The 21,869-nt window shown below is 72.9% G+C and carries 23 protein-coding genes; 15 read left to right on the top strand and 8 right to left on the bottom strand.

Features of this window, described 5'->3' with window-relative positions:
• Positions 1 to 131 precede the first annotated feature (131 nt).
• The 5 genes from EXE57_RS09740 to hemB all read left to right on the top strand — a co-directional run bounded on the left by EXE57_RS09740 (position 132) and on the right by hemB (position 5,686).
• Positions 132 to 803 (top strand): redox-sensing transcriptional repressor Rex, encoded by a 672-nt coding sequence (locus EXE57_RS09740; protein WP_244246772.1) that lies wholly within the window; start codon positions 132 to 134, stop codon positions 801 to 803.
• Positions 800 to 2,092: a glutamyl-tRNA reductase gene (locus EXE57_RS09735; RefSeq protein ID WP_135076967.1), complete on the top strand. Its 1,293-nt coding sequence runs from the start codon at positions 800 to 802 to the stop codon at positions 2,090 to 2,092. The genes EXE57_RS09740 and EXE57_RS09735 overlap by 4 nt, the downstream gene beginning before the upstream one ends.
• The gene (gene hemC, locus EXE57_RS09730; protein ID WP_135076964.1) at positions 2,089 to 3,027 is read left to right on the top strand and encodes a hydroxymethylbilane synthase; all 939 of its coding nucleotides are present in this window, start codon (positions 2,089 to 2,091) and stop codon (positions 3,025 to 3,027) included. Before EXE57_RS09735 ends, hemC begins: the two co-directional genes overlap by 4 nt.
• Complete coding sequence (locus EXE57_RS09725) at positions 3,024 to 4,682, top strand: bifunctional uroporphyrinogen-III C-methyltransferase/uroporphyrinogen-III synthase (RefSeq protein WP_135076961.1); 1,659 nt, start codon at positions 3,024 to 3,026, stop codon at positions 4,680 to 4,682. Before hemC ends, EXE57_RS09725 begins: the two co-directional genes overlap by 4 nt.
• Before the next feature lie 86 nt (positions 4,683 to 4,768).
• Positions 4,769 to 5,686: a porphobilinogen synthase gene (gene hemB / locus EXE57_RS09720; protein ID WP_244247083.1), complete on the top strand. Its 918-nt coding sequence runs from the start codon at positions 4,769 to 4,771 to the stop codon at positions 5,684 to 5,686.
• A gap of 22 nt (positions 5,687 to 5,708) precedes the next feature.
• Here hemB and EXE57_RS20360 read toward each other — a convergent pair whose 3' ends face one another.
• Together EXE57_RS20360 and EXE57_RS20355 are read right to left on the bottom strand one after the other, a co-directional pair.
• Positions 5,709 to 6,977: a lytic transglycosylase domain-containing protein gene (locus EXE57_RS20360; protein ID WP_279633121.1), complete on the bottom strand. Its 1,269-nt coding sequence runs from the start codon at positions 6,975 to 6,977 to the stop codon at positions 5,709 to 5,711.
• Between the two features lie 147 nt (positions 6,978 to 7,124).
• Positions 7,125 to 8,318, bottom strand: a complete 1,194-nt coding sequence (locus tag EXE57_RS20355) for a lytic transglycosylase domain-containing protein (RefSeq protein ID WP_135076958.1) — start codon at positions 8,316 to 8,318, stop codon at positions 7,125 to 7,127.
• A gap of 177 nt (positions 8,319 to 8,495) precedes the next feature.
• On the opposite strand from EXE57_RS20355, the gene hemL reads away from it, so the two are divergent.
• From hemL to ccsB, 6 genes are read left to right on the top strand one after another with little or no spacing between them, the layout of a single operon-like run.
• The gene (hemL, locus tag EXE57_RS09700) at positions 8,496 to 9,809 is read left to right on the top strand and encodes a glutamate-1-semialdehyde 2,1-aminomutase (RefSeq protein WP_135076955.1); all 1,314 of its coding nucleotides are present in this window, start codon (positions 8,496 to 8,498) and stop codon (positions 9,807 to 9,809) included.
• Complete coding sequence (locus EXE57_RS09695; protein ID WP_135076952.1) at positions 9,806 to 10,480, top strand: histidine phosphatase family protein; 675 nt, start codon at positions 9,806 to 9,808, stop codon at positions 10,478 to 10,480. The genes hemL and EXE57_RS09695 overlap by 4 nt, the downstream gene beginning before the upstream one ends.
• A 2-nt stretch (positions 10,481 to 10,482) precedes the next feature.
• Positions 10,483 to 11,052 carry a TlpA family protein disulfide reductase gene (locus tag EXE57_RS09690; RefSeq protein ID WP_135076949.1) on the top strand — a complete coding sequence of 190 codons (570 nt, stop codon included), beginning with the start codon at positions 10,483 to 10,485 and terminating at the stop codon, positions 11,050 to 11,052.
• Positions 11,045 to 11,794 carry a cytochrome c biogenesis CcdA family protein gene (locus tag EXE57_RS09685; RefSeq protein WP_135076946.1) on the top strand — a complete coding sequence of 250 codons (750 nt, stop codon included), beginning with the start codon at positions 11,045 to 11,047 and terminating at the stop codon, positions 11,792 to 11,794. Before EXE57_RS09690 ends, EXE57_RS09685 begins: the two co-directional genes overlap by 8 nt.
• Positions 11,794 to 13,356, top strand: a complete 1,563-nt coding sequence (gene resB, locus EXE57_RS09680; protein ID WP_135076943.1) for a cytochrome c biogenesis protein ResB — start codon at positions 11,794 to 11,796, stop codon at positions 13,354 to 13,356. Before EXE57_RS09685 ends, resB begins: the two co-directional genes overlap by 1 nt.
• Positions 13,353 to 14,351, top strand: coding sequence for a c-type cytochrome biogenesis protein CcsB (ccsB, locus tag EXE57_RS09675; protein ID WP_135076940.1), 999 nt, complete (start codon positions 13,353 to 13,355; stop codon positions 14,349 to 14,351). Before resB ends, ccsB begins: the two co-directional genes overlap by 4 nt.
• Here the strand turns inward: ccsB and EXE57_RS19725 are convergent.
• The gene (locus EXE57_RS19725; protein WP_167305868.1) at positions 14,316 to 14,480 is read right to left on the bottom strand and encodes a hypothetical protein; all 165 of its coding nucleotides are present in this window, start codon (positions 14,478 to 14,480) and stop codon (positions 14,316 to 14,318) included. The two genes, ccsB and EXE57_RS19725, sit on opposite strands and share 36 nt — an antisense overlap.
• A 55-nt stretch (positions 14,481 to 14,535) precedes the next feature.
• On the opposite strand from EXE57_RS19725, the gene EXE57_RS09670 reads away from it, so the two are divergent.
• On the top strand, positions 14,536 to 14,796 hold the full coding sequence (locus EXE57_RS09670; RefSeq protein ID WP_135076937.1) for a DUF4229 domain-containing protein: 261 nt from the start codon (positions 14,536 to 14,538) through the stop codon (positions 14,794 to 14,796).
• Positions 14,797 to 14,800: 4 nt separating this feature from the next.
• Here the strand turns inward: EXE57_RS09670 and EXE57_RS20350 are convergent, their stop codons facing one another.
• The 3 genes from EXE57_RS20350 to EXE57_RS09660 are packed head-to-tail and all read right to left on the bottom strand — an operon-like array spanning position 14,801 to position 17,150.
• Positions 14,801 to 14,935, bottom strand: a complete 135-nt coding sequence (locus EXE57_RS20350) for a hypothetical protein (protein ID WP_279633120.1) — start codon at positions 14,933 to 14,935, stop codon at positions 14,801 to 14,803.
• Between the two features lie 20 nt (positions 14,936 to 14,955).
• Entirely contained in the window at positions 14,956 to 16,227 is a 1,272-nt protein-coding gene (locus EXE57_RS09665; protein WP_167305867.1) for a GNAT family N-acetyltransferase, read from the bottom strand.
• A 50-nt stretch (positions 16,228 to 16,277) separates the two neighbouring features.
• A complete protein-coding gene (locus tag EXE57_RS09660) occupies positions 16,278 to 17,150 on the bottom strand; it encodes a 1,4-dihydroxy-2-naphthoate polyprenyltransferase (RefSeq protein ID WP_135076931.1) in 873 nt (290 codons plus the stop codon).
• A 188-nt stretch (positions 17,151 to 17,338) separates the two neighbouring features.
• On the opposite strand from EXE57_RS09660, the gene EXE57_RS09655 reads away from it, so the two are divergent.
• The 3 genes from EXE57_RS09655 (at position 17,339) to EXE57_RS09645 (ending at position 20,630) form a co-directional block, all read left to right on the top strand.
• Entirely contained in the window at positions 17,339 to 19,297 is a 1,959-nt protein-coding gene (locus EXE57_RS09655) for a GTP-binding protein (RefSeq protein ID WP_167305866.1), read from the top strand.
• Between the two features lie 30 nt (positions 19,298 to 19,327).
• A complete protein-coding gene (locus EXE57_RS09650) occupies positions 19,328 to 19,954 on the top strand; it encodes a histidine phosphatase family protein (RefSeq protein ID WP_135076925.1) in 627 nt (208 codons plus the stop codon).
• A 70-nt stretch (positions 19,955 to 20,024) separates the two neighbouring features.
• On the top strand, positions 20,025 to 20,630 hold the full coding sequence (locus EXE57_RS09645; RefSeq protein ID WP_135076922.1) for a GNAT family N-acetyltransferase: 606 nt from the start codon (positions 20,025 to 20,027) through the stop codon (positions 20,628 to 20,630).
• Here EXE57_RS09645 and EXE57_RS19720 read toward each other — a convergent pair.
• Positions 20,627 to 20,803 carry a hypothetical protein gene (locus EXE57_RS19720; protein WP_167305865.1) on the bottom strand — a complete coding sequence of 59 codons (177 nt, stop codon included), beginning with the start codon at positions 20,801 to 20,803 and terminating at the stop codon, positions 20,627 to 20,629. The genes EXE57_RS09645 and EXE57_RS19720 overlap by 4 nt on opposite strands.
• Before the next feature lie 112 nt (positions 20,804 to 20,915).
• Positions 20,916 to 21,833, bottom strand: a complete 918-nt coding sequence (locus EXE57_RS09640; protein ID WP_244247082.1) for a CPBP family intramembrane glutamic endopeptidase — start codon at positions 21,831 to 21,833, stop codon at positions 20,916 to 20,918.
• Between the last annotated feature and the right edge of the window lie 36 nt (positions 21,834 to 21,869).

Here is a 21,869-nt window from a genome sequence, read left to right as displayed (position 1 = left end):
AATCCTCACGTGTGCTAGCCGAGGAGCCCGTCCGATTTGTTCCCCCGTTCACAAACTCCTACATTGATCGGGCCGCCGGGTCACTCCCGGGTTCCCGAGGCCCGTTTGCCCGGCGGCTGGAAAGTGGAGCAGTGACGGCCAGGACTTCCACCGAGAGCGCCCGGGACATCCCCGAGGCCACGGTCGCCCGTCTGCCGGTCTACCTCCGCGCCCTGATCACGCTCGCCGAGGCCGGCACGACGACCTGCTCCAGCGAGGAGCTCGCCCGTGCCGCCGGCGTCAACAGCGCCAAGCTGCGCAAGGACCTCTCCTACCTCGGCAGCTACGGCACCCGCGGGGTCGGCTACGACGTCAACTACCTCCGCTACCAGATCGCCCGCGAGATCGGCGTGACGCAGGACTGGCCGGTCGTCATCGTCGGCATCGGCAACCTCGGCCACGCCCTCGCCAACTACTCCGGCTTCCGCAGCCGCGGCTTCCGGGTGGTCGCGCTGCTCGACGCCGACCCCGAGCGGCAGGACGAGGTCGTCGCCGGCGTCGACGTCCGGCCCTTCGACGACCTCGAGGCGATCGTCGGCGAGCAGGGCGTGGCCATCGGCGTGATCGCGACGCCGGCCGCCGCCGCGCAGGCCGTCGCCGACCGGATGGTGGCCGCGGGCATCACCAGCATCCTCAACTTCGCCCCGACCGTGCTGGCCGTCGGCGAGGGCATCGACGTCCGCAAGGTCGACCTCTCGATCGAGCTCCAGATCCTCGCCTACCACGAGCAGCGCAAGGCGGCGCACGACGAGGAGGCGTCGTGAGCGTCCTCGTCGTCGGGATCTCCCACAAGTCGGCCCCCGTCTCGCTGCTCGAGCGCGTCGCCCTCGACGCCGACGGCGTCGCCAAGCTGCTGGCCGACGCCCAGGCCTGCGCGACGGTCGCCGAGACGGCCGTGATCGCCACCTGCAACCGGCTCGAGGTGTACGCCGAGGTCGACCGCTTCCACGGCAGCGTCGAGGACCTGTCGCGGCTGCTCGTCGAGCGCGCCGGCGAGTCGACCGAGGCGATGCTGCCGCACCTCTACGTCCACTACGAGGACGGTGCGGTCTCCCACCTGTTCCACGTCACCGCCGGCCTGGACTCGATGGCCGTCGGCGAGGGCCAGATCCTGGGCCAGACCCGCGCCGCGCTGCGCGGCGGCCAGGAGCACGGCAGCGTGGGTCCCGCCCTCAACGTGCTGTTCCAGCAGGCGCTGCGCGTCGGCAAGCGGGCCCGGGCCGAGACCGGCATCGACTCCGCAGCCCCCACGCTCGTCTCGGCCGCGGTCGAGCGGGTCCTGCCCGACGGTGTCGCCGGGCGACGGGTCGTCGTCCTCGGCGCCGGCGCGATGGCCGGCCTCGCGACCGCCACGGTCGCCCGGGGCGGCGCGAGCGACGTCGTGGTCCTCAACCGGACCGCCGGCAACGCCGAGCGGGTCGCCGCCGAGCACGGCGTCCGCCACGCAGCGCTGGAGGACATCGACGAGGAGCTGGCGCGGGCCGACCTGCTGGTGACCTGCACAGGCGCGGCCGGGGTCCTGGTCAGCGCCGCCCAGCTGCACGCGGCACGTCCCCACCAGCACCCCCTCGCGATCGCCGACCTGGCCCTGCCCCACGACGTCGAGCCGGCAGCCGCCGAGCTGCCCGGCGTCCACCTGATCGGGCTCGCCGACCTCGCCGAGGAGCTGCGCGACACCGATGCCGGCCGCGAGGTCGACGAGGTGCGCCGGATCGTGGGCGAGGAGGTGACGGCCTTCCTCAGTGCCCGCCGGCAGTCCAGCGTGACGCCCACCGTGGTGGCGCTGCGCTCGATGGCCACCGACGTGGTCGAGGCCGAGATGTTCCGGCTCGCGGCCCGGCTGCCCGACCTCGACGACGCGGCCCGGGCCGAGGTGCTCCACACGCTGCGCCGCGTCGCCGACAAGCTGCTCCACCAGCCGACCGTGCGGGTCAAGGAGCTGGCCAACGAGTCCGGCGCCGTCTCCTACGCGACCGCGCTCGCCGAGCTCTTCGCCCTCGACCCCGAGGCCGTCGACGCCGTCACCCGCGCCTCCGGGGAGGCGATCCAGTGACCGCGCTGCGTCTCGGCACCCGTGCCTCCGCCCTCGCGACCACCCAGTCGCGGCTGGTCGCCGACCTGGTCCGCGACCGCCTGGGCCGCGACGTCGAGCTCGTCGAGATCTCGACCGAGGGTGACCGCTCCAGCGCCCCGCTGGCGCAGCTGGGCGGCACCGGAGTCTTCGTCAGCGCGCTGCGCGAGGCGCTGCTCGACGGCCGGATCGACCTCGCCGTCCACTCGCTCAAGGACCTGCCCACTGCACCCTGCGAGGGCATCACCCTGGCCGCTGTCCCGACCCGCGAGGACCCCCGCGACGTCGTCGTCGCCCGGGACGGGCTGACCCTGGGCGAGCTCCCCGTCGGCTCCCGGGTCGGCACCGGGTCCCCGCGCCGCGCCGCCCAGCTCCATGCGCTGGGGCTCGGGCTCGAGGTCACCGGCATCCGGGGCAACGTGGACACCCGCGTCGGCAAGGTCCAGGCCGGGTCGTACGACGCCGTCCTGCTCGCGCGCGCCGGGCTGGCCCGCCTCGGGCGGGTCGACGAGGCCACCGAGGTGCTCGACCCGCTGCAGATGCTCCCGGCCCCCGGCCAGGGCGCTCTCGCGGTCGAGTGCCGCAGCGACGACCTCGAGCTGGTGGCCGCCCTGGCCGCCCTCGAGGACCCCCACTCACGCGCGGCGGTCGACGCCGAGCGTGCCGTGCTCGCCACCCTCGAGGGTGGCTGCTCGGCTCCGATCGGAGCCCTGGCCGAGGTGGTCGAGGGTGAGGACGGGGACGAGCTGTGGGTGAGGGCCGTGGCCCTCTCCCACGACGGAGGCCTCTCGGTGCGGATGTCCGCCTCGGGAGCCCCGGCCGACGCCGCCGGCGTCGGCAGCCGTCTGGCGGGCGAGATGCTCGCCGACGGAGCGGCCGAACTCACAGCAGCACCAGCGAAGAGGCAGAACGCATGACGCGAGGCAAGACCACGTCCAGCTCCCAGGCCACCTCTCCCGCCACCGGGTGGGTGTCGTTCGTGGGCAGTGGACCCGGTGACCCGGACCTGCTCACGGTCCGTGCCGTCGACCTGCTGCGCCAGGCCGAGGTGATCGTCACGGAGGTCCCCGACCACGAGCCGATGGTGAGGGCCCTCCTCGGGCTCCCCGCCGAGGACCCGGAGGCGACCGAGCCCGTCGGGCCGAGGTTCGTCGACGGCGGCTTCGGCGAGGACGGCCAGCCGCTGACCCACGCCGCCCGGGCCAAGGTGGTCGTCCGGCACGCGAAGAAGCACCGCGTGGTGCGACTGATGGTCGGCGACCCGTTCCTCTACGCCTCCGGCCCCGAGGAGGCGCAGGCCTGCGTCAAGGCCGACGTCGGCTTCGAGATCGTCCCGGGCGTGTCCAGCGTCGGCGCGGTCCCGGCGTACGCCGGCATCCCGCTGACCACCAAGCAGAACCGCGACGTCACCGTCGTCACCTGCGGCGGCTCCGTCGACTGGAGCCGCTACGCCGACGACCGCACGCTCGTGCTGCTCTCGGCGGTCGGCACCATCGGCGAGGTCGCGCAGGCGCTGGTCGCGGCCGGTCGGCCGGCCACGACCCCCGTCGCGATGACCCGGGTCGGCACCACCACCGAGCAGGCCACCGTGTGCTCCACGCTCGCCGACATCGCGGCCGACGCCCGCGCCGCCCGGATGGAGCCGCCCGCGGTCACCGTCGTCGGCGACGTGGTCGACCTGCGCGAGACGCTGTCGTGGTTCGAGACCAAGCCGCTGTTCGGCTGGCGGGTCCTGGTGCCCCGCACCAAGGAGCAGGCCGGCTCGCTGACCTCGCGGCTGCGCGGCTACGGCGCGGTTCCCGAGGAGGTGCCGACGATCTCCGTCGAGCCTCCCCGCAACCCGCAGCAGATGGACAAGGCCGTCCGCGGCCTGGTCGAGGGCCGCTACGAGTGGATCGCCTTCACCTCCGTCAACGCAGTCAAGGCGGTGCGCGAGAAGTTCGAGGAGTACGGCCTCGACGCGCGTGCCTTCTCCGGCCTCAAGATCGCCGCAGTGGGCGACAAGACCGCCCAGGCGATCGCCTCGTGGGGCCTGCGCGCCGACCTCGTCCCCTCGGGCGAGCAGTCGGCTGCGGGCCTGCTCGCCGACTGGCCTCCCTACGACGAGGTGCTGGACCCCATCAACCGGGTCTTCCTCCCGCGGGCCGACATCGCCACCGAGAACCTCGTCGCCGGCCTGATCGACCTGGGCTGGGAGTGCGACGACGTCACGGCCTACCGCACGGTGCGGGCCACCCCGCCGCCGGCGCCGACCCGCGACGCCATCAAGACCGGCAAGTTCGACGCGGTGGTCTTCACCTCCTCCTCGACGGTCCGCAACCTGGTCGGCATCGCCGGCAAGCCGCACCCCTCCACCGTGATCGCGGTGATCGGGCCGGCGACCGCCAAGACGGCCGAGGAGCACGGCCTGCGGGTCGACGTGCTGGCGCCCAAGCCGGACGTCGAGGTGCTCGTCGACGCGCTCGCCGACTTCGGTGCCACCCGGCGGGCCGCGATGGTGGAGGCCGGCCAGCCCGTGACCAAGCCGTCGGAGCGCAAGCCGGCGACGCGGCGGAGGGCACGGGCCAAGTGAGCCACGACGGCGTGCTCGGACCGGACCCGGTCACCGGGCCCGTCGTACGGCCGCGGCGTCTCCGCACCACCCCGGCCCTGCGCCGGATGGTCGCGGAGACGGCCGTGCAGCCGCGCCAGCTGGTGCTGCCGCTCTTCGTCCGTGAGGGGCTCGCCGAGCCCTACCCGATCTCGTCGATGCCCGGCGTGGTCCAGCACTCCCGCTCCAGCCTCCTCGCGGCGGTCAGCGAGGCGGCCGAGCTCGGCCTCGGTGGCGTCATGCTCTTCGGGATCCCCGACTTCAAGGACGCGACCGGCTCGGGTGCGATCGATCCCTCGGGGGTCCTCAACCTCGCCATCACCGACGTCGTGGCCGAGGTCGGGGACGCGCTGACGGTGATGAGTGACCTGTGCGTCGACGAGTTCACCGACCACGGCCACTGCGGCCTGCTCGGCAACGACGGGCAGGTCGACAACGACAAGACCCTGGCCGTGTACGCCGAGATGGCGCGGGCCCAGGCCCACGCGGGCGTCGACATGGTGGGTCCCAGCGGGATGATGGACGGCCAGGTGCGCGTGGTCCGCGAGGCCCTCGATTCCGCGGAGCACACCGACGTGTCGATCCTCGCGTACTCCGCGAAGTACGCCTCCGCCTTCTTCGGCCCCTTCCGCGAGGCCGTCGACTCCAGCCTGCAGGGCGACCGCCGGACCTACCAGCAGGACTTCGCCAACGCCCGGGAGGGCGTCCGTGAGGCCCGGCTCGACGTGGCCGAGGGCGCCGACATCGTGATGGTCAAGCCGGCGCTCGCCTACCTCGACGTGGTGCGGGCGGTCCGCGAGGCCGTCGAGGTCCCGGTGGCGGCCTACAACATCTCCGGTGAGTACGCCATGGTCGAGGCGGCCGCCGCCCACGGCTGGATCGACCGCGAGGCGGCCATCCTGGAGACCCTCACCTCGATCCGGCGTGCCGGAGCCGACGTGATCCTGACCTACTGGGCCGCCGAGGCCGCCCGCCTGCTGCGCTGAACCCGGGCGCGGCCCGGGTCGTTCACTCGGGGAAGCCGAGTCCCGTCATGCAGGTGGTGAAGTCGACGAGCAGGCCGAGGGCCTCCAGGTCCGGGAGCTGCTCGGCCGTGGCGCCCACGGTCGTGAGGCACTCCGCGGTCGCGAGCTCCTCGGGCGTCGGGGTGGGCTCGGGCGTCGGCTCCGGCTCGGGCGTCGGCTCGGGCTCGGGCTCGGGCGTCGGCTCCGGCTCGGGCGTCGGCTCCGGCTCGGGCGTCGGCTCCGGCTCGGGCGTCGGCGTCGTGGTGCCGTCGTCGTCGGGCTCCTCGGTGGCCGGCGCCTCGGGCTCGGGCACGATCTCGGAGCCGAGCGGCCCCCTGCCGCCGCCGGACCCGGCCAGCTCGTGGTCCAGCTCGTCGACGATCTCCTGCTGGCGACCCCCGGCCGACCGGCCGCGGACCGTGGTGGTGCGACCCACCGAACCGACGGCGCTGCGCGAGGGCACGAAGGTGCCGGAGAAGCTGGCGGTGTCGGGCACCGAGTCGTAGTCACCCTCGAGGTAGGCCTCCATCAGCGAGAGCACGAGGGACACGTAGTGGTGGCTGTGGTTGTAGCGGTAGATCGCGGAGCGCTGGTCGACCTCGCGGGAGAGGTCGTCGTTGCCGGAGCAGAGGTAGACCGCGGTGGCCAGCGCGGCGTCGTCGATGTCCTGCGGGTCGCGCGTTCCGTCGGCGTCGCCGTCGACCCCCACGACCGACCAGGTCGAGGGGATGAACTGCATCGGGCCGACCGCGCGGTCCCAGCGGTCGTCGTCGTCGTACTGGCCGGCGTCGGTGTCGCGGATCACCGCGGTGTCGTTGGTGCCGTCGAGCGGGATCCCGAAGATGCCGGGCCGGGCGACGCCCTCGGCGTCGAGCCGGTTGCCGCCGTAGCGGCCGTGGTCGGACTCCACGCGGCCGACGGCGGCGATCAGCTGCCACGTCAGGTTGCAGGACTTGTCGGCGGCGTTGATGACCGTCTCGGCCCGCTGGTAGGCCGCCAGCGCGGCGACGGGGATGCCCGACGTGGACGCCCCGGCGATGGCGCGGTCGATGCCCTGACGGGCGTGCCGTGCGACCACGCCGCGGTCGGCCACGCTCGCCGGCGCCTCGAGGGACTGTGTCGGGACCGCCGGCTCGGGCAGCGGTGCCGGGACCTCGATGGGCCTGGCGGTGGGGGCCGCGGCGCCGCCCCAGGGGGCGCTCGCGACCATCGACAGCATGGTGGCCGGCACCAGCACGATGGCGTGGTGGCGGCTCGGTCGTCGTGCGGACATGCGGTGGTGTTCTCCCCGTTGTGCGAACGGGTCCGGAACCACCGTGGCTCCGACACCCGCACGCTTCACTCGGCAGGCTACGTCACGACCGGCCCGGGGGACCATGGTTGGCCGGAACTCGTCTCAGATGGAGCCGAGCGCCGCTGCTCAGAAGCCGAGCTCGTCCATGCAGGAGTTGAAGTCGAGCAGCTGGAGCGGGTTGAGGCTCGCGACGCTGTCGACGCCGAGCTGGGCGAGGCACTGGGTGGTTGCCTCGGCCTGGGTGAGCACGTCCTCGACCGGGGGCAGGTCGGGGGGCTCGGGCAGGTTCGGGACGCCACCGCCGCCTCCGCCGCCACCGCCGCCGCCGGTGTTCCCGCCGGGCTGCTCGATCGGGCCGGTCGGCGTCTCCTCGCCACCGCCGCCACCTCCGGTGCCACCGCCGCCGGTCCCGCCGCCGCCGCTGCTGGGGGGCGTGGCCGGGGGCTTCGGCCCGTCGTTGCGGCCGCCCTCGGGGCGGACCGGCTCGGGGGCGGGCGAGAAGTAGCCGGCGCTGCTGCTCGTGCTGTTGGGCACGGAGGTGAAGTCGCCGTCGAGGTAGGCGTTCATGAACGACAGCACGAGGTCGACGTAGTCGTCGCTGTGGTTGTAGCGGAAGACGGCGGCGCGCTGGCCGGGCGTGGTCGAGAGGTCGTCGTTGCCGGAGCAGAGGTAGACGGCGCTCGCGAGCGCGGCGTCGTCGATGTCCTGCGGGTCGCGCGTGCCGTCGTTGTCACCGTCGACCCCGACGACCGACCAGGTCGAGGGGATGAACTGCATCGGGCCGACCGCGCGGTCCCACCGAGCGTCGTCGTCGTACTGGCCGGCGTCTGTGTCGGAGATGGCCTGCGTGTCGTTGCGACCGTTGAGGGCGATGCCGTAGATGCCCGGCGTCGCCCGGCCGTCGTCGTCGAGCACGTTGCCGCCGTAGCGGCCGTGGTCGGACTCCACGCGGCCGATGGCGGCGATCAGCTGCCAGGAGATGCGGCAGGACCGGTCGGCGGCGTTGATGACCGTCTCTGCCCGCTGGTAGGCCGCCAGCGCGGCGGCCGGGATGCCGGACGTGGTCGCGGTGGCGACGGCCCGGTCGGGTCGCCCCTGGACGCCCGGCGCGACGACCCCGGGCTCGGAGAGGCTCGCCGGTGCCTCGATCGCCTCGGCGGGGACCGAGCTGCCGTCGGGGAGGGCGGAGACCGGCTCGGTCTCGGCCACCGCGGTCGTGGGTCCCACCCCTGCCAGCGAGGCCGTCACCGCCGCGGACAGCATGGCCAGCGGCAGCAGGGCCGTGGCCTTCTGGAATCGGCCGAATCGTGGGTCGGACATCGGTGGTTGCTCCCCTTGGGTCGCTGCTCGTCCCTGGCTCGTGCTCCCTCCAGCACGGGGACGAAGGGACAAACGACACGGTTACTGGCAGGTTACGCCGGGCGCGCAGTGTGACCAAGGTCGCAGGCGCCCGTCCCCGATCCGGTCCTCGCTGGCCCGCTCGGTCACAATGGCGGGGTGAGTGCCTCCACCGACCGCTCCGAGGACCTGTTCCGGCGTGCCCGCGCGGTCACGCCGGGGGGCGTGAACTCGCCGGTCCGCGCCTTCAACGCCGTGGGCGGTGACCCGCGGTTCATCCGCTCCGCGCGCGGGGCGTGGCTGACCGACGTCGACGGCAACGAGTACGTCGACCTGATCTGCTCGTGGGGCCCGATGCTGCTCGGCCACGCGCACCCCGAGGTGCAGGCGACGGTCGCCGAGGCGGTCTCCCGCGGCACCTCCTACGGCGCGCCGACCGAGCCCGAGGTGGAGCTCGCCGAGGAGATCGTGGCCCGGACGCCGGTCGACTCGGTCCGCTTCGTCTCCTCCGGCACCGAGGCCACCATGTCGGCGATCCGGCTCGCGCGCGGCTTCACCGGCCGCGACCTGGTCGTGAAGTTCGCCGGCTGCTACCACGGCCACGTCGACGCGCTGCTCGCCTCGGCGGGCTCCGGCCTGGCCACCCTGGCGGTCCCCGGCACCCCCGGCGTCCCCGAGTCGGCGACGGCCCTGACGATCGTGCTGCCCTACCACGACCGGGAGGCAGTCACGGCGGCCTTCGTCGAGCACGGCGACCGGATCGCGTGCCTGGTCACGGAGGCGGCCCCGGGCAACATGGGCGTGGTCGCGCCCGAGCCCGGCTTCAACGAGTTCCTCGCCCGGACCTGCGCCGAGCACGGGGCGCTCTTCGTCTCCGACGAGGTGATGACCGGCTTCCGGGCCAGCAGGCAGGGGCAGTGGGGTCTCGACGGCGCGGTCGAGGGCTGGCGTCCCGACCTGATGACCTTCGGCAAGGTGATGGGTGGCGGCTTCCCCGCCGCGGCGTTCGGCGGCCGTGCCGACGTCATGGCCCGGCTCGCGCCGGAGGGGCCGGTCTACCAGGCCGGCACGCTGTCGGGGAACCCGATCGCCACCACTGCGGGGCTGACCACGCTCCGGCTGGCCGACGACGGCGTCTACGAGCACCTCACCAAGGCGGGCGAGACGATCAAGGCCGCCGCGACCGACGCGCTCGCCGCTGCCGGCGTGCCCCACGTGGTGCAGGCGACCGGCACCATGTTCTCCGTGTTCTTCACCGACTCCCCGGTCCGCGACTTCGCCGACGCCTCCCGCCAGGACACCGCGGCCTTCGCGGCGTTCTTCCGCGCGATGCTCGACCGGGGCGTCTACCTCCCGCCGTCGGCGTACGAGGCGTGGTTCCTCTCGGCCGCCCACGACGACCGGGCGGTGCAGACGGTGCTCGACGCGCTGCCGGCGGCCGCCCGCGCCGCGGCCGAGGCGGTGCCTGCATGAGCGAGCAGACGATCGTCCACCTGATGCGCCACGGCGAGGTCCACAACCCCGACGGCGTTCTCTACGGGCGGATGGGTGGCTTCCACCTCTCCGACCTCGGCCGGCAGATGGCGCACAAGGTCGCCGAGACGGTCGGTGACCGCGACATCACCCACCTCGTCGCCTCCCCGCTGGAGCGGGCGCGCGAGACGGCCCTGCCGCTGGCCGAGGCGCGCGGCCTCGAGATCACCGTCGACGAGCGGGTCATCGAGTCCACCAACGTCTTCGAGGGCGAGGGCTTCGGCGCCGGAGCGCGGCCGCTGCGCCGTCCCAGCGCCTGGCGCCACCTCTGGAACCCCTTCAAGCCCTCGTGGGGCGAGCCGTACGTCGACGTCGTCGAGCGGATGATGGCCGCCGTCCACGACGCCCGTGACGCCGCTCGCGGCCACGAGGCGGTCGTCGTCTCCCACCAGCTGCCGATCTGGATCACCCGGCTGCACGCCGAGCAGAGGTCGTTCCTGCACAACCCGCGCAGCCGCCAGTGCACGCTCTGCTCGCTCACCAGCCTCCACTTCGAGGACGACCGGCTCCACAAGGTCACCTACTCCGAGCCCGCGGGCGACCTGATCCCGACCCGCGACAAGAAGGCCCCCTTCTCCGCCGGCGGAGCTGCCGAGGAGCAGCGTCCCTGACCGTGCGCCGCGCCCTCCTGCTTCCCCTCGCCTGTCTGCTTCTGCTGACGGGCTGCTCGTCGTTGCAGGGCACCGGCGACCAGGGCTTCGTCAGCGGGGAGGGGCAGGTCACCCGGCTGGCCGTCGACCAGCGGGCCGAGCCGCTCGAGCTCGAGGGCGAGGACCTCGCCGGTGAGCGGCTCTCCCTCGAGGAGCTCCGGGGCAAGCCGGTGGTCGTGGTCGTCTGGGGCTCCTGGTGCGCGCCCTGTCGCGCGGAGGCGCCCGACGTCGTCGCGGCGGCCGAGGAGGTCGGCGACGCCGCGCAGTTCGTGGGCCTCAACATCCGCGACTCCAACCAGGCGCAGGCGCAGGCCTTCGAGCGGACCTTCGAGGTGCCGTACCCGTCCTTCTACTCACCCGACGGCAAGGCGATGCTGCCGTTCCGGGGCGTCCTGACGCCGAACTCGATCCCGAGCTTCGTCATCCTCGACGCCGACGGCCGGGTCGCCGCGAGCATCATCGGCGAGCTGCCCTCCCGCACCACCTTGGTCGAGCTCACCCGCGACGTCGCCGACGGGAACGTCGATGGCTGACTGGTTCTCCAGCACGGCCGCCTCCGGCTCCCTCGCCCTCGCCATCCCGGTCGCGCTCGTCGCCGGCCTGGTGTCCTTCTTCTCGCCGTGCGTGATCCCGTTGCTGCCGGGCTACCTCTCCTACGCCACCGGGCTCTCGGGCGCCGATCTGGAGGAGGCCAAGCGCGGCCGGATGCTGGCCGGGTCGCTGCTGTTCGTGCTGGGCTTCTCGACCGTCTTCGTCGCGCTCGGCACGCTGTCGGGTGCGCTCGGCAGCTGGCTGGTCACCTGGCAGCGCGAGATCACCGTCGTCCTCGGGGTGGTCACGATCCTGCTCGGCCTCGCCTTCGCCGGGCTGGTGCCGTGGCTGCAGCGTGACTGGCGCCTCCACCGCGTCCCTGCGGTCGGGCTGGCCGCCGCACCGCTGCTCGGGCTGCTCTTCGGCCTCGGCTGGACGCCGTGCATCGGCCCGACCCTGGGCGTGATCACGACGCTGTCCATCAACGAGGCCACCGCGGGCCGGGGTGCGCTGCTCTCCGCCTGCTACGCGCTGGGGCTCGGCCTGCCGTTCGTGATCGCCGGCCTGGCCTACCGGCGCGCGCTCGGCGCGTTCGGCTGGATCCGTCGCCACCAGCAGTGGGTGACCCGCGCGGGCGGCCTGATGCTGGTGGCCGTCGGCGTCCTGCTCGTCACGGGCTGGTGGGGCGACCTGGTCACCTGGATCCAGCTGCGCTTCGTCAGCAGCTTCGAGACGAGCGTGTGATGGCTCGTCCCACCCGCGAGCGTCGCTCCGGCGAGCTCACCTTCACCGAGCTGCTGCGCTGGTCGTGGCGGCAGCTCACCTCCATGCGGACCGCGCTGGTGCTGCTGCTCCTGCTGGCCCTCGCCGCGATCCCCGGGTCGGTGATCCCGCAGCAGGGGGTCGACTCGATCAAGACCTCCCGCTGGCAGGACGACCACCCGACGCTGACGCCGGTCTACGAGCGGCTCGGCCTCTTCGACGTCTACTCCTCGCCGTGGTTCGCCGCCATCTACCTGCTGCTGATGATCTCCCTCGTCGGCTGCTTCATCCCGCGGATCGTCGTCTACGCGAAGGCGCTGCGCGCGCAGCCACCGGCCACACCGCGCAACCTGGACCGGCTGCCCGACCACACGGCGTACACGACGACGGCGACGCCGGCCGAGGTCCTCGACCGGGCCCGCGCCTCGCTGCGCGGCTACCGCGTCGTCGACCGGGACGACTCGGTCTCCGCCGAGCGCGGCTACCTCCGCGAGGCCGGCAACCTGCTGTTCCACGTCTCGGTGCTCGTGGTGCTCGTCGGCTTCGCGATGGGCGGCCTGTTCGGCTACCAGGGCGGCGTGATCCTGGTCGTCGGCAACGGCATGTCCAACAACCTCACCCAGTACGACGACTTCGACCCCGGCTCGCTCTTCGGCGTCGACGACCTCGACGACTTCTACCTCGACGTCGACGACTTCGACGTCGAGTGGGTCGCGGACGGTCCCGCCGCGGGCCAGGCACGCAAGTTCGTCTCGCACGTGACCTACCAGGAGGGTGACGGGGAGCCGCAGGAGTACGACCTGCGCGTCAACCACCCGTTGTCGATCGGTGACACCGAGGTCTTCCTGATCGGCCACGGCTACGCCCCGGTCATCACGGTGCGCGACGGCAACGGCGACGTGGTCTACAGCGGGCCGACCGTCTTCCTGCCCGAGGACCAGTCCTTCCAGTCGATCGGTGTGGTCAAGGCGCCCGACGCGCGTCCGACCCAGATCGGGCTGGAGGGGTGGTTCTACCCGACGTACGCCTTCACCGACGAGACCGGACCCTTCTCGATCTTCGGGAGGGCGGAGAACCCCGCGATCTCGATGCTCGTCTACGCCGGCGACCTCGGCATGGACACCGGCGCCCCGCAGTCGGTCTACGCCCTCGACAAGGACGGCGTCGAGCCGGTGCTCGACGACGAGGGGAAGCCGTTCCGGGTCGACCTGCCGATGGGTGAGTCGGTGGAGCTGCCCGACGGGCTCGGCACCGTGAGCTTCGACGGGCTCGAGCGTTGGAACAAGATCACCATCAGCCAGACCCCCGGCAAGCTGGTCGCCCTCGCAGGCGTGGTGCTGGCGCTGGTCGGGCTGCTCGGCTCGCTCTACATCCGTCCGCGACGCGTCTGGGTTCGTGCGCGTGAGGGCGGGGCGGGCACACTGGTCGAGGTGGCGGTCCTCGACCGCTCCGGCAACGGCGACGCAGGTGCCGTCCTGGACCGCGTCGTGACCGCCCTCCGGGACGAGCCCGTCGAGACGGACGAGCAGAAGGAGTCATCGTGACCGACGCTGCGTGGGAAGCGCTCAGCAACCAGGCGGTCGCCGCTGCTGGTGTCGTCTACTTCCTGGCGATGATCGCCCACCTGGTCGAGCACGCGGCCGCGCGACGGGTCGCCGAGCCGGCCTCGGTCGCCTCCGGCGGGCCCGCCGGCGCGGTCGCGGTCGACACCGGCCCCGAGCCGGAGGTCACCCGCCGCCGCGACATGTTCGCCCGGCTCGGCTTCCTGCTCACGCTGATCGCGGCCGGCGTCCACCTGCTGTCCCTCGTGGCGCGTGGCCTCGCGGCCGACCCGAACCGGGTGCCGTGGGGCAACATGTACGAGTTCACGCTCTCCGGGACCTTCGTCGTCGCCGCCCTCTACCTGCTGCTCCACCGCAGGTTCTCGCTCGGCTGGATGGCGCCGATCGTCGTGGGGGTGGTGCTCACGCTGCTGATGGTGGCCGTGATCTGGCTCTACGCCCCGATCGCGCCCCTCACCGAGGCGCTCTACTCGCCGTGGCTGGTGATCCACGTGGTCTCGGCCATCATCGCCACCGGCGCCTTCACCCTCGGCGGGATCGCCTCGCTCCTCTTCCTCCTCAAGGACCGGCGCCCGGAGGCTGCGTCCCGTGGCTACCTCGCCCGGGTCCCCGCCGCCCCCGAGCTGGACCGGCTGTCCTACCGGATGCACGCCTTCGGCTTCCCGGTCTGGACCTTCGCGGTCCTCATCACGGGACCGATCTGGGCGCACGAGGCCTGGGCGAGCTACTGGAACTGGGACCCCAAGGAGGTCTGGGCCTTCATCACGTGGGTCGTCTACGCGGCGTACCTCCACGCCCGTGCGACCGCGGGGTGGAAGGGACGCAACGCGGCGCTGCTGGCGCTGCTCGGCCTCGCGACGCTGTGGTTCAACTTCATCGGGATCAACTTCTTCTCGACGACCAGCCAGCACTCCTACGCCGAGGGTGCGGCCGCACAGCCCTCAGCGGTCGTCGTCGGGACGGTCGAGCCCTCGTAGGAAGTCGGGGTCGTCGTCGGGGCCGACCGGCCGCGGCGGGGTCCGGGGTGCGACCCCACGGCGCTCGATCACCCGGATGGTGAGGTAGATCGCGACGGCGACGAGCACCACGACCAGCAGGAACTTCACACGGTCAGGATAGGTCGATGGTGGTCGCGGCCGCCCACGGATCTACCCTGATCGGGTGAAGGAGTTCTGGATCTACACGGCCCTGCGCGCCGTGCTGTTCGTCGCCACCCTGGTCACCGTCGTCGGCATCTGGCTGCTCGTCGCCGACCAGGTCCCGATCCTGTGGGCGGTCGTCGTCGCCTTCGTGCTCTCCGGGATCGCGTCGTACTTCGTCCTCGACCGCTCGCGCGACGCCTTCGCGCGCAAGGTGCAGGCGCGCGCCGAGCGTGCGTCAGCGGCCTTCGAGGCGCAGCGGTCGAAGGAGGACGCCGACTAGGCGTCTAGCGCTTGCGGCGCTCGATCTGCCGCTGCACCCGCGACTCGGACTGTCCGAGCACCTTCGCCATGATCGCCACGCGGTTCTTCCACGCGACGTAGCCACCGACGACGAGCACGAGCAGGATCAGCCATCCCATGCGGTCAGCGTACGCCGGACTCAGAAACCCAGCAGGTTGTACGGCGGCTCCGCGAGGTCGGCCATCGCTCCCAGCCGGGCCGCGGCGGTCTCGTCGCCGGTGATCCGACCAGCGTGGTGGAGCGTGGTGACGGGGACCGGACCGAGCAGGAACGTGCCGAGGGTCTCGGCGTCCAGGGCGAGCTCGGCGGGCTGGTCGGTCGGCACCACCTTGGCGATCCCGCCCGCGGTCGCGACCAGCCAGCGCCCGGCGGCGTGGCCCTGGGCGTCGGTCACCTCGATCACGACCTCGCCGTCGGCGGCCCACGGCCGCGCTCCGAGCGCGACCGGCACGTCGAGCACGCGCACCCAGAGGAACTCCTCGTTGCTGCCGAGCTTGAGCGCGTTGAGGTCGCGCAGCGCCCACCGCAGCGGGTCGTCGGCCGGCATCAGGCCCCAGGTGACGGTCCGGACCAGGTCGATGCCGCCGAGGAACTCCCACAGGGAGAGTCGGGTGGTGGGGTGGTCGGCCAGCATGGCGACGACCTTGACCTTGCGCCAGTTCTGCTCGTCGCGGCCGTCCTGCCGGTAGAGCACGAGGCCGTCGACGTGCTCGTCGGCGTCGAGGTGCACGACCCCGCGCAGCTGCTTGTCGGGGCCGGCCTCCCGGAAGTTCCAGGCGCCGGTGAGGAACGGCTCGTAGAAGGCGGGCAGGCCGACCGAGCCGCGGCTGGTGGCGTGGAGCCGGTCGAGGTGGTCGCGGATCATCGGCCACGAGTCGCGGGGGTCGAAGAACTCGACCCGCCCCGGGTCGGTGTGGTCGCGCAGCCCGAAGCGCGGGCCCGTGTCGAGGGTGGCCTCCTGGGCGAAGGTGGCGGCGCCGAACCCCCAGCGGCCGTAGATGGTGGCCTCCGAGACCGTGAGCGCTGCGAGCGGCAGCCCGGCCTCGGCCGCGTCGGCGAGGCAGTCCTCCATCAGCCGACGTACGAGCCCCCGGCGACGGTGGGCGGCGCTGGTCGTGACGTCGGTGATCATCCGCAGCGGCAGCATCTCGCGGCCCACGTTGAGCGTCTTGTCGAACCACGACGTCGTCGCGACGGGCACCGGTCCGGCTCCGAACGCGTCCGCGGGCAGCCACGCGCCGCGGCAGACGACGCCGTCGGCCTCGACGTGCTCGAGCCAGAGCTTCTCGTACTCCTCGCTGAGGCGTCCCTCGTGGAAGCCGTACTGGACGGCCTGCAGCCAGCCCGTACGCCGGGCGCGCGCAGGCTCGGAGTCGTCGCCGAAGTCGAGCTCGCCGAAGTCGTAGTCCACGATCAGCAACCGTAGCCCGGCGGGGCAGGACGGGTCGCGCGAGTTTCCGCTCAGGCGAGGAGCAGCGGGACGCCCACGAGCACCGACCACGCCAGCTCGGCGGTGCCGGTCTGCTGCAGCACGGGCACGAGGGCACGCTCGGTCGCGCCGGTGAGGACGGTCCGCAGCGCGGGGAGGGCCAGGACCAGGAAGCCCAGGCCGAGCAACGCGGTCCAGGTCGTGGCGGCGGCGACGGCGACGACCGCGGCCGCGGCGGCGACCACCAGCAGGAGGTAGAGCCCGCGGGTCCGCTCCTCGCCGAGCCGGACGGCGAGCGTGCGCTTGCCGGCGACGGTGTCGGTCGGGACGTCGCGGAGGTTGTTGACCACGAGGATCGCGCAGGCCAGCGCGCCGATGCCGACGGCCGCGTAGAGCGCCGCCTCCTCGAACGTGCCCGTCTGGACGTACGTCGTGCCGACCACCGCCACCAACCCGAAGAACACGAAGACCATCACCTCGCCGAGCGCGAGGTAGCCGTAGGGGTGGGAGCCGCCGGTGTAGAACCACGCGGCGACGACACAGGCTGCGCCGACCGCCACCAGCCACCACGCGGTGGTCGCCGCGAGCACCAGCCCGGCGACCCCGGCGACGCCGAACGCGAGGAACGCCGCCCGCTTCACGGCACCGGGCGTCGCGGTGCCCGACCCGACCAGGCGCAGCGGCCCCACCCGGTCGTCGTCGGTGCCGCGGATGCCGTCGGAGTAGTCGTTGGCGTAGTTGACGCCGACCTGCAGCGCGAGGCTCACCACGAGAGCGAGGACGGCCTTCCACCACACCGGCTCGTCGACGTACGCCGCGACGCCGGTGCCGGCGAGGACGGGCGCGACCGCCGCGGGGAGGGTGCGGGGGCGCGCGCCGGCGAGCCAGTCGGACGTGGTGGGCACGGACGGATTCAAGCAGGTGGGTCGCGGCGCACGTCCGCCGACCGGTCGGGCGCCGGGCGAAAACGCGTCGCGCGTCACGCCGGTCCGAGGCTACGGTGGCCGGACGGCACGGATCCCAGGAAGGAGGCTCGACATGCGAGCGATGCACGCGTCGACCCTGTCCAGCTTCCTCGCGAAGGAGATCGTGCGTGCCTCCAAGACCCAGCCTCAACCTCGGCGTCCTCGCCCACGTCGACGCCGGTAAGACCACCCTGACCGAGCGGCTCCTCCACCATGCCGGAGTCGTCGCCGAGCCGGGATCGGTCGACGCCGGCACCACCCGTACCGACAGCCTCGCCCTCGAGCGACGCCGCGGGATCACCATCAAGGCCGCCGTCGTGGCGTTCCCGTTGCGGGGGGCGACGGTCAACGTCATCGACACCCCCGGGCACCCCGACTTCATCGCCGAGGTCGAGCGCAGCCTGGGGGTGCTGGACGGCGCGATCCTGGTGGTGTCCGCGGTGGAGGGGGTGCAGCCACAGACCCGGATCCTGTTCCGGGCGCTGCAGCGGCTGCGCGTGCCGACGCTGCTCTTCGTCAACAAGATCGACCGCGCCGGGGCGTCGCCCGACCGGGTCGTGGCGGCGGTCCGGTCGCGGCTCACGCCCGACGTGCTGCCGATGGGCACCGTCGACGGGGCCGGGTCGCGAGCGGCCGGCTTCACTGCGTACTCCGGCAGCGACCGCGGCTTCCGGGAGGAGGAGTGCCTCGCGCTGGCCGAGCACGACGACGGGGTGCTCGCGGCGTACGTCGACGGCGCGGACCCCTCGTCGTCCTCGCTGGCGCGGGCCGTCGCGGCGCAGACCCGGGCGTGCGTCCTGCACCCGCTCTTCGCGGGCTCGGCGGCGACCGGTGCCGGAGTGGCGGAGCTGACCGACGGGATCGCCCGGCTGCTGCCGCTCGCGGCCCCGGACAGTGGCGGTCCCCCCTCGGGGCGGGTGTTCAAGGTCGAACGGGGAGCGGCGGGGGAGAAGGTCGCCTACGTCCGGCTGTTCGCCGGGGAGCTGCGCGTACGGCAGCGGATCGACCTCCCGCAGGGGGTGGGCAAGCCGGCCGGGTTGGCGGTGCACCGGGACGGCGAGTGGCGGCGTACGGACCGGCTCCTCGCCGGACAGGTCGGCCGGGTGCTCGGCCTGGCGGAGGTGCGGGTGGGGGACGGGTTCGGCGACGCAGCCCGGGCCGCGCCCCAGCACTTCCCGCCGCCCACGCTCGAGGCGGCGGTCACGGCGGTCGACCCCGCCCGGGAGCCGGCACTGCGGGCCGCGCTCGCCGAGCTCTCCGACCAGGACCCGCTGATCCGTGCGCGGACCGACGAGGACGCGTCGGGCGGGCGGGTGACGGTGTCGCTGTACGGGCGGGTGCAGCAGGAGGTGATCGGGTCGACGCTGGCCGAGGACCACGGGATCGAGGTCACCTTCGCCGACGCAGCGGTGGTCCACGTCGAGCGGCCCCGAGCCCGGGGCGAGGCGGTGATCCGGCTGAACACCGACGAGAACCCGCACCAGGCGACCATCGGGCTCCGCATCGAGCCGGGTCCGCCCGGGTCCGGGCTCCGCTTCGCCACCGAGGCGCCGGCCCGGGACATGCCCCTCTATCTCTTCCGGAGCGCCGAGGGGTTCGCCACCGCGGTCGAGAAGCACGTCCGCAGGACACTCGCCCGGGGTCGTCACGGCTGGGAGGTGACCGACTGTGTGGTCACCCTGACCGAGTGCGCCTACAGCACTGCGGACGGGCCGCCGTCACGGCGCGGGCCGACGAGCACGGCGTACGACTTCCGGCAGGTGACGCCGCGGGTGGCCCGCCGGGCGCTGGCCCGGGCGGGGACCGTGGTCTGCGAGCCGGTCCTCCGGGTGACGCTCGAGGTGCCGGTGGCCGATGCCGCGGTCGTGCAGCGGCTGCTGGGGCGGTGGGGTGCGGAGGTGACGGCGCAGTCCGGGTCGGCGGAGCTCGCCGGCCTCGAGGCGCTGCTCGAGGCGACCCGGCTCCACGAGCTGCAGCGCCAGCTGCCCGACCTGACCGGTGGCGAGGGGGTGATGGCGTCGCGGTTCGAGTGCTACCGACCGGTGACCGGACGACCGGTCTCGCGGCGGTCCGTCGGCAGGGGGTGAGCCTCCCGTCCGCGTGGTTGGATGCGGGGCATGTCGGGGGAGAGCACACGCTGGCTCTACATGGCGCGCCATGCCGAGCCCGAGGCGGACGGCGCCGCGCTGACCGCGGCGGGTGCCCGCCAGGCCGAGCACCTCGGTCGCCGGCTCGCCCACCTGCCGCTGAGCCACATCACCCACGGGCCGCTCCCGCGAGCGGCGGAGACGGCGCGAGTCGTGGCGGACCAGCTCGAGCTCCCTCCCTCCCTGTCCGAGGTCGAGGCGGCCGGCGACTACGTGCCGTACGTGCCCCGTCGTGCGGAGGTGCCCCATGCCTGGGCGGACGCCGTCCTGCCGCCCTTCGCGGACGTCACCGAGGAGGAGGCCTCCCGGGGCGAGGCCCTCGGCTCCCGGGCGATCGACCTCCTGGCCGGCCCCGCCACGGATGGGCGCGAGCGGGTCGAGGTCGTCATCACCCACGCCTTCACCATCGGGTGGCTGGTCCGGCACGCCCTCGACGCGCCGGCCTGGCGGTGGTGGCCGCCGATCCAGTGCCACGCGGGGCTGACGGTCATCCGGTACGAGCTCGAGGGCCCACCGGCGGTCATGGTCTCGAACGACGTGGCCCACCTGCCCGACGACCTCCGGTGGACCGGGTTCCCGGACCACCTGCGGTTGTGAGGGGCCCGGCCACGCATCGGTGCGATCCAGGTCCGGGCTCCAGGTCGCCGGCGCGAGTACGGTCGGTCTCATGGCGACCGAGGACCCCGGCACCACGACGATCAAGCCGCTGACCCCGGAGACGTGGGACCTCTTCGCTGCGCTGGTGGAGCGACACAACGGCATCTTCGGCGGCTGCTGGTGCGTCAAGTTCCATCCCGAGCGTGACGACCACGTCCCGGGGTACGACGGGAACCGGGCGTACAAGAAGTGCCTGGTCGAGGAGGGCGTCGCCCGTGCGGCGTTGGTCGTCCGCGACGGAGAGGACGGTGAGGAGGCGATCGCCTGGGCGGAGTACGGCACCCCGGCAGAGCTGCCCGACATCTACCACAGCAAGCAGTACCTCGCCGAGCAGGACCTCGAGCCCGACTACCGGATCACCTGCATCTTCGTCGACAAGCGGTTCCGCCAGCACGGCCTGGTGACGGTCGCCCTCGAGGGTGCGCTCGCGCTGATCGCGCAGGCGGGCGGCGGCGTCGTCGAGGGCTACCCCCACATCCCGGGAGAGCGGCGGCTGTCCTCGTCGTTCCTCTACAACGGCACGAAGGCCGTCTACGAGCGCGCCGGCTTCGACTTCATCCGGCCCAAGGGACTGAAGAACACGGTGATGCGCCGGAGCGTGGCACCGTCGGGTTAGGTGCCGGACACCCGTGCCTTCCGGCGCTTGCGCCAGTCGAGCAGGGCGATGATGCCGCGGGCAATGCCATGGTCGTGGCCGCCCATCCAGCTCTCGCGGGCGACCTGCGTGGGCGGGTTCGGATCGGGCACGGGGTTGCGTTCGCCGGGGAGGCGTTTGGGCTGGTGGGCCATGGCTCACCACGACACGCAGGGGCCCAACGGCCGCTCATCGCCGCGACCGGTCAGCGGCATGAGCGTGCGGTGGCGACGGAGGCTGTGGTGAGAGGCCAGGCGTGATCGATGTCTAGGGATGCGACAGCGCTTGCTGCACCGGCACTTCGGTGGCGTGCGTCTTCCGAACGTGACGCCGGGCCAGCCATCCGGTGAGCACCATGACCGCCAGCACGTCAACGAACCCTGCGATCGAGGCCCACGGCAGGTCGATGTCGCCGGAGTCCACGGCGTTGAAGAACGACCCGAGCGGTGTCAGCAGCGGCCACAGGACCAGTGCGCTGCGGGTTTGGGCGAACGCGACCGCGTAGACGATGCCGAGGCCGGTGAGGAACAACAGTTCACTGCCGCCCATCCCGTAGCCGACGTGGTACAACCCGTAGAGGACCGAGGCGACACCGATGCCGCCGACCGGGCCGTACGCGGCTTCGAGCCGGTTCTGGATGAACCCTCGGAAGAAGATCGTCTCGAAGACGCCCACCACCAGCGCCATCACTAGTAGCGGTACCCAGTCCACCGGCGCGGGCAGGTCGTAGCCCCACAGGGTGAGCGCGAATTGGACCCCAGCGAACACCAGTGCCAGCAGTCCGGTCGTCCGCCAGTCGCCCAGCCGCAGGCCGAGGTCGGACAGATCGGCGCGCCGACGCCAGACGGTGAAGTAGATCGGTCCGACTACGCCGAGCAGCAGGGCTGCGGCGAAGGAAAGGAACAATCCGGCGACATGGTCGGTGGTGAATCCGACGAACGCCAGCCGCATCAGGCCGACCACTCCGACGTACATGATGGCGATGGCGAGCAGGTCCGCCCGGGAACCGGTTCGCGAGACCTCTGGAAGCGCGTGCGGCACCAGGCACAGCAGCAATGCGCTGACCGCGACCACGAGTACGTACCAGGCACCGGGCGCAACGTCCAGCATGAGTAGCGCCGCAACGATCCAACTCGACCACAGCACGGTGCGTGCTGTGCGCTCCGACCATCGTGACGTGAGCATGACAATCACCGCCTCACTCCACCGAACCGCCACCGC

Source organism: Nocardioides euryhalodurans, from assembly GCF_004564375.1.
Lineage (GTDB): Bacteria > Actinomycetota > Actinomycetes > Propionibacteriales > Nocardioidaceae > Nocardioides > Nocardioides euryhalodurans.
Note: the sequence above shows the minus strand (reverse complement) of the source record. Positions and strands in the feature narration are given on the sequence as shown.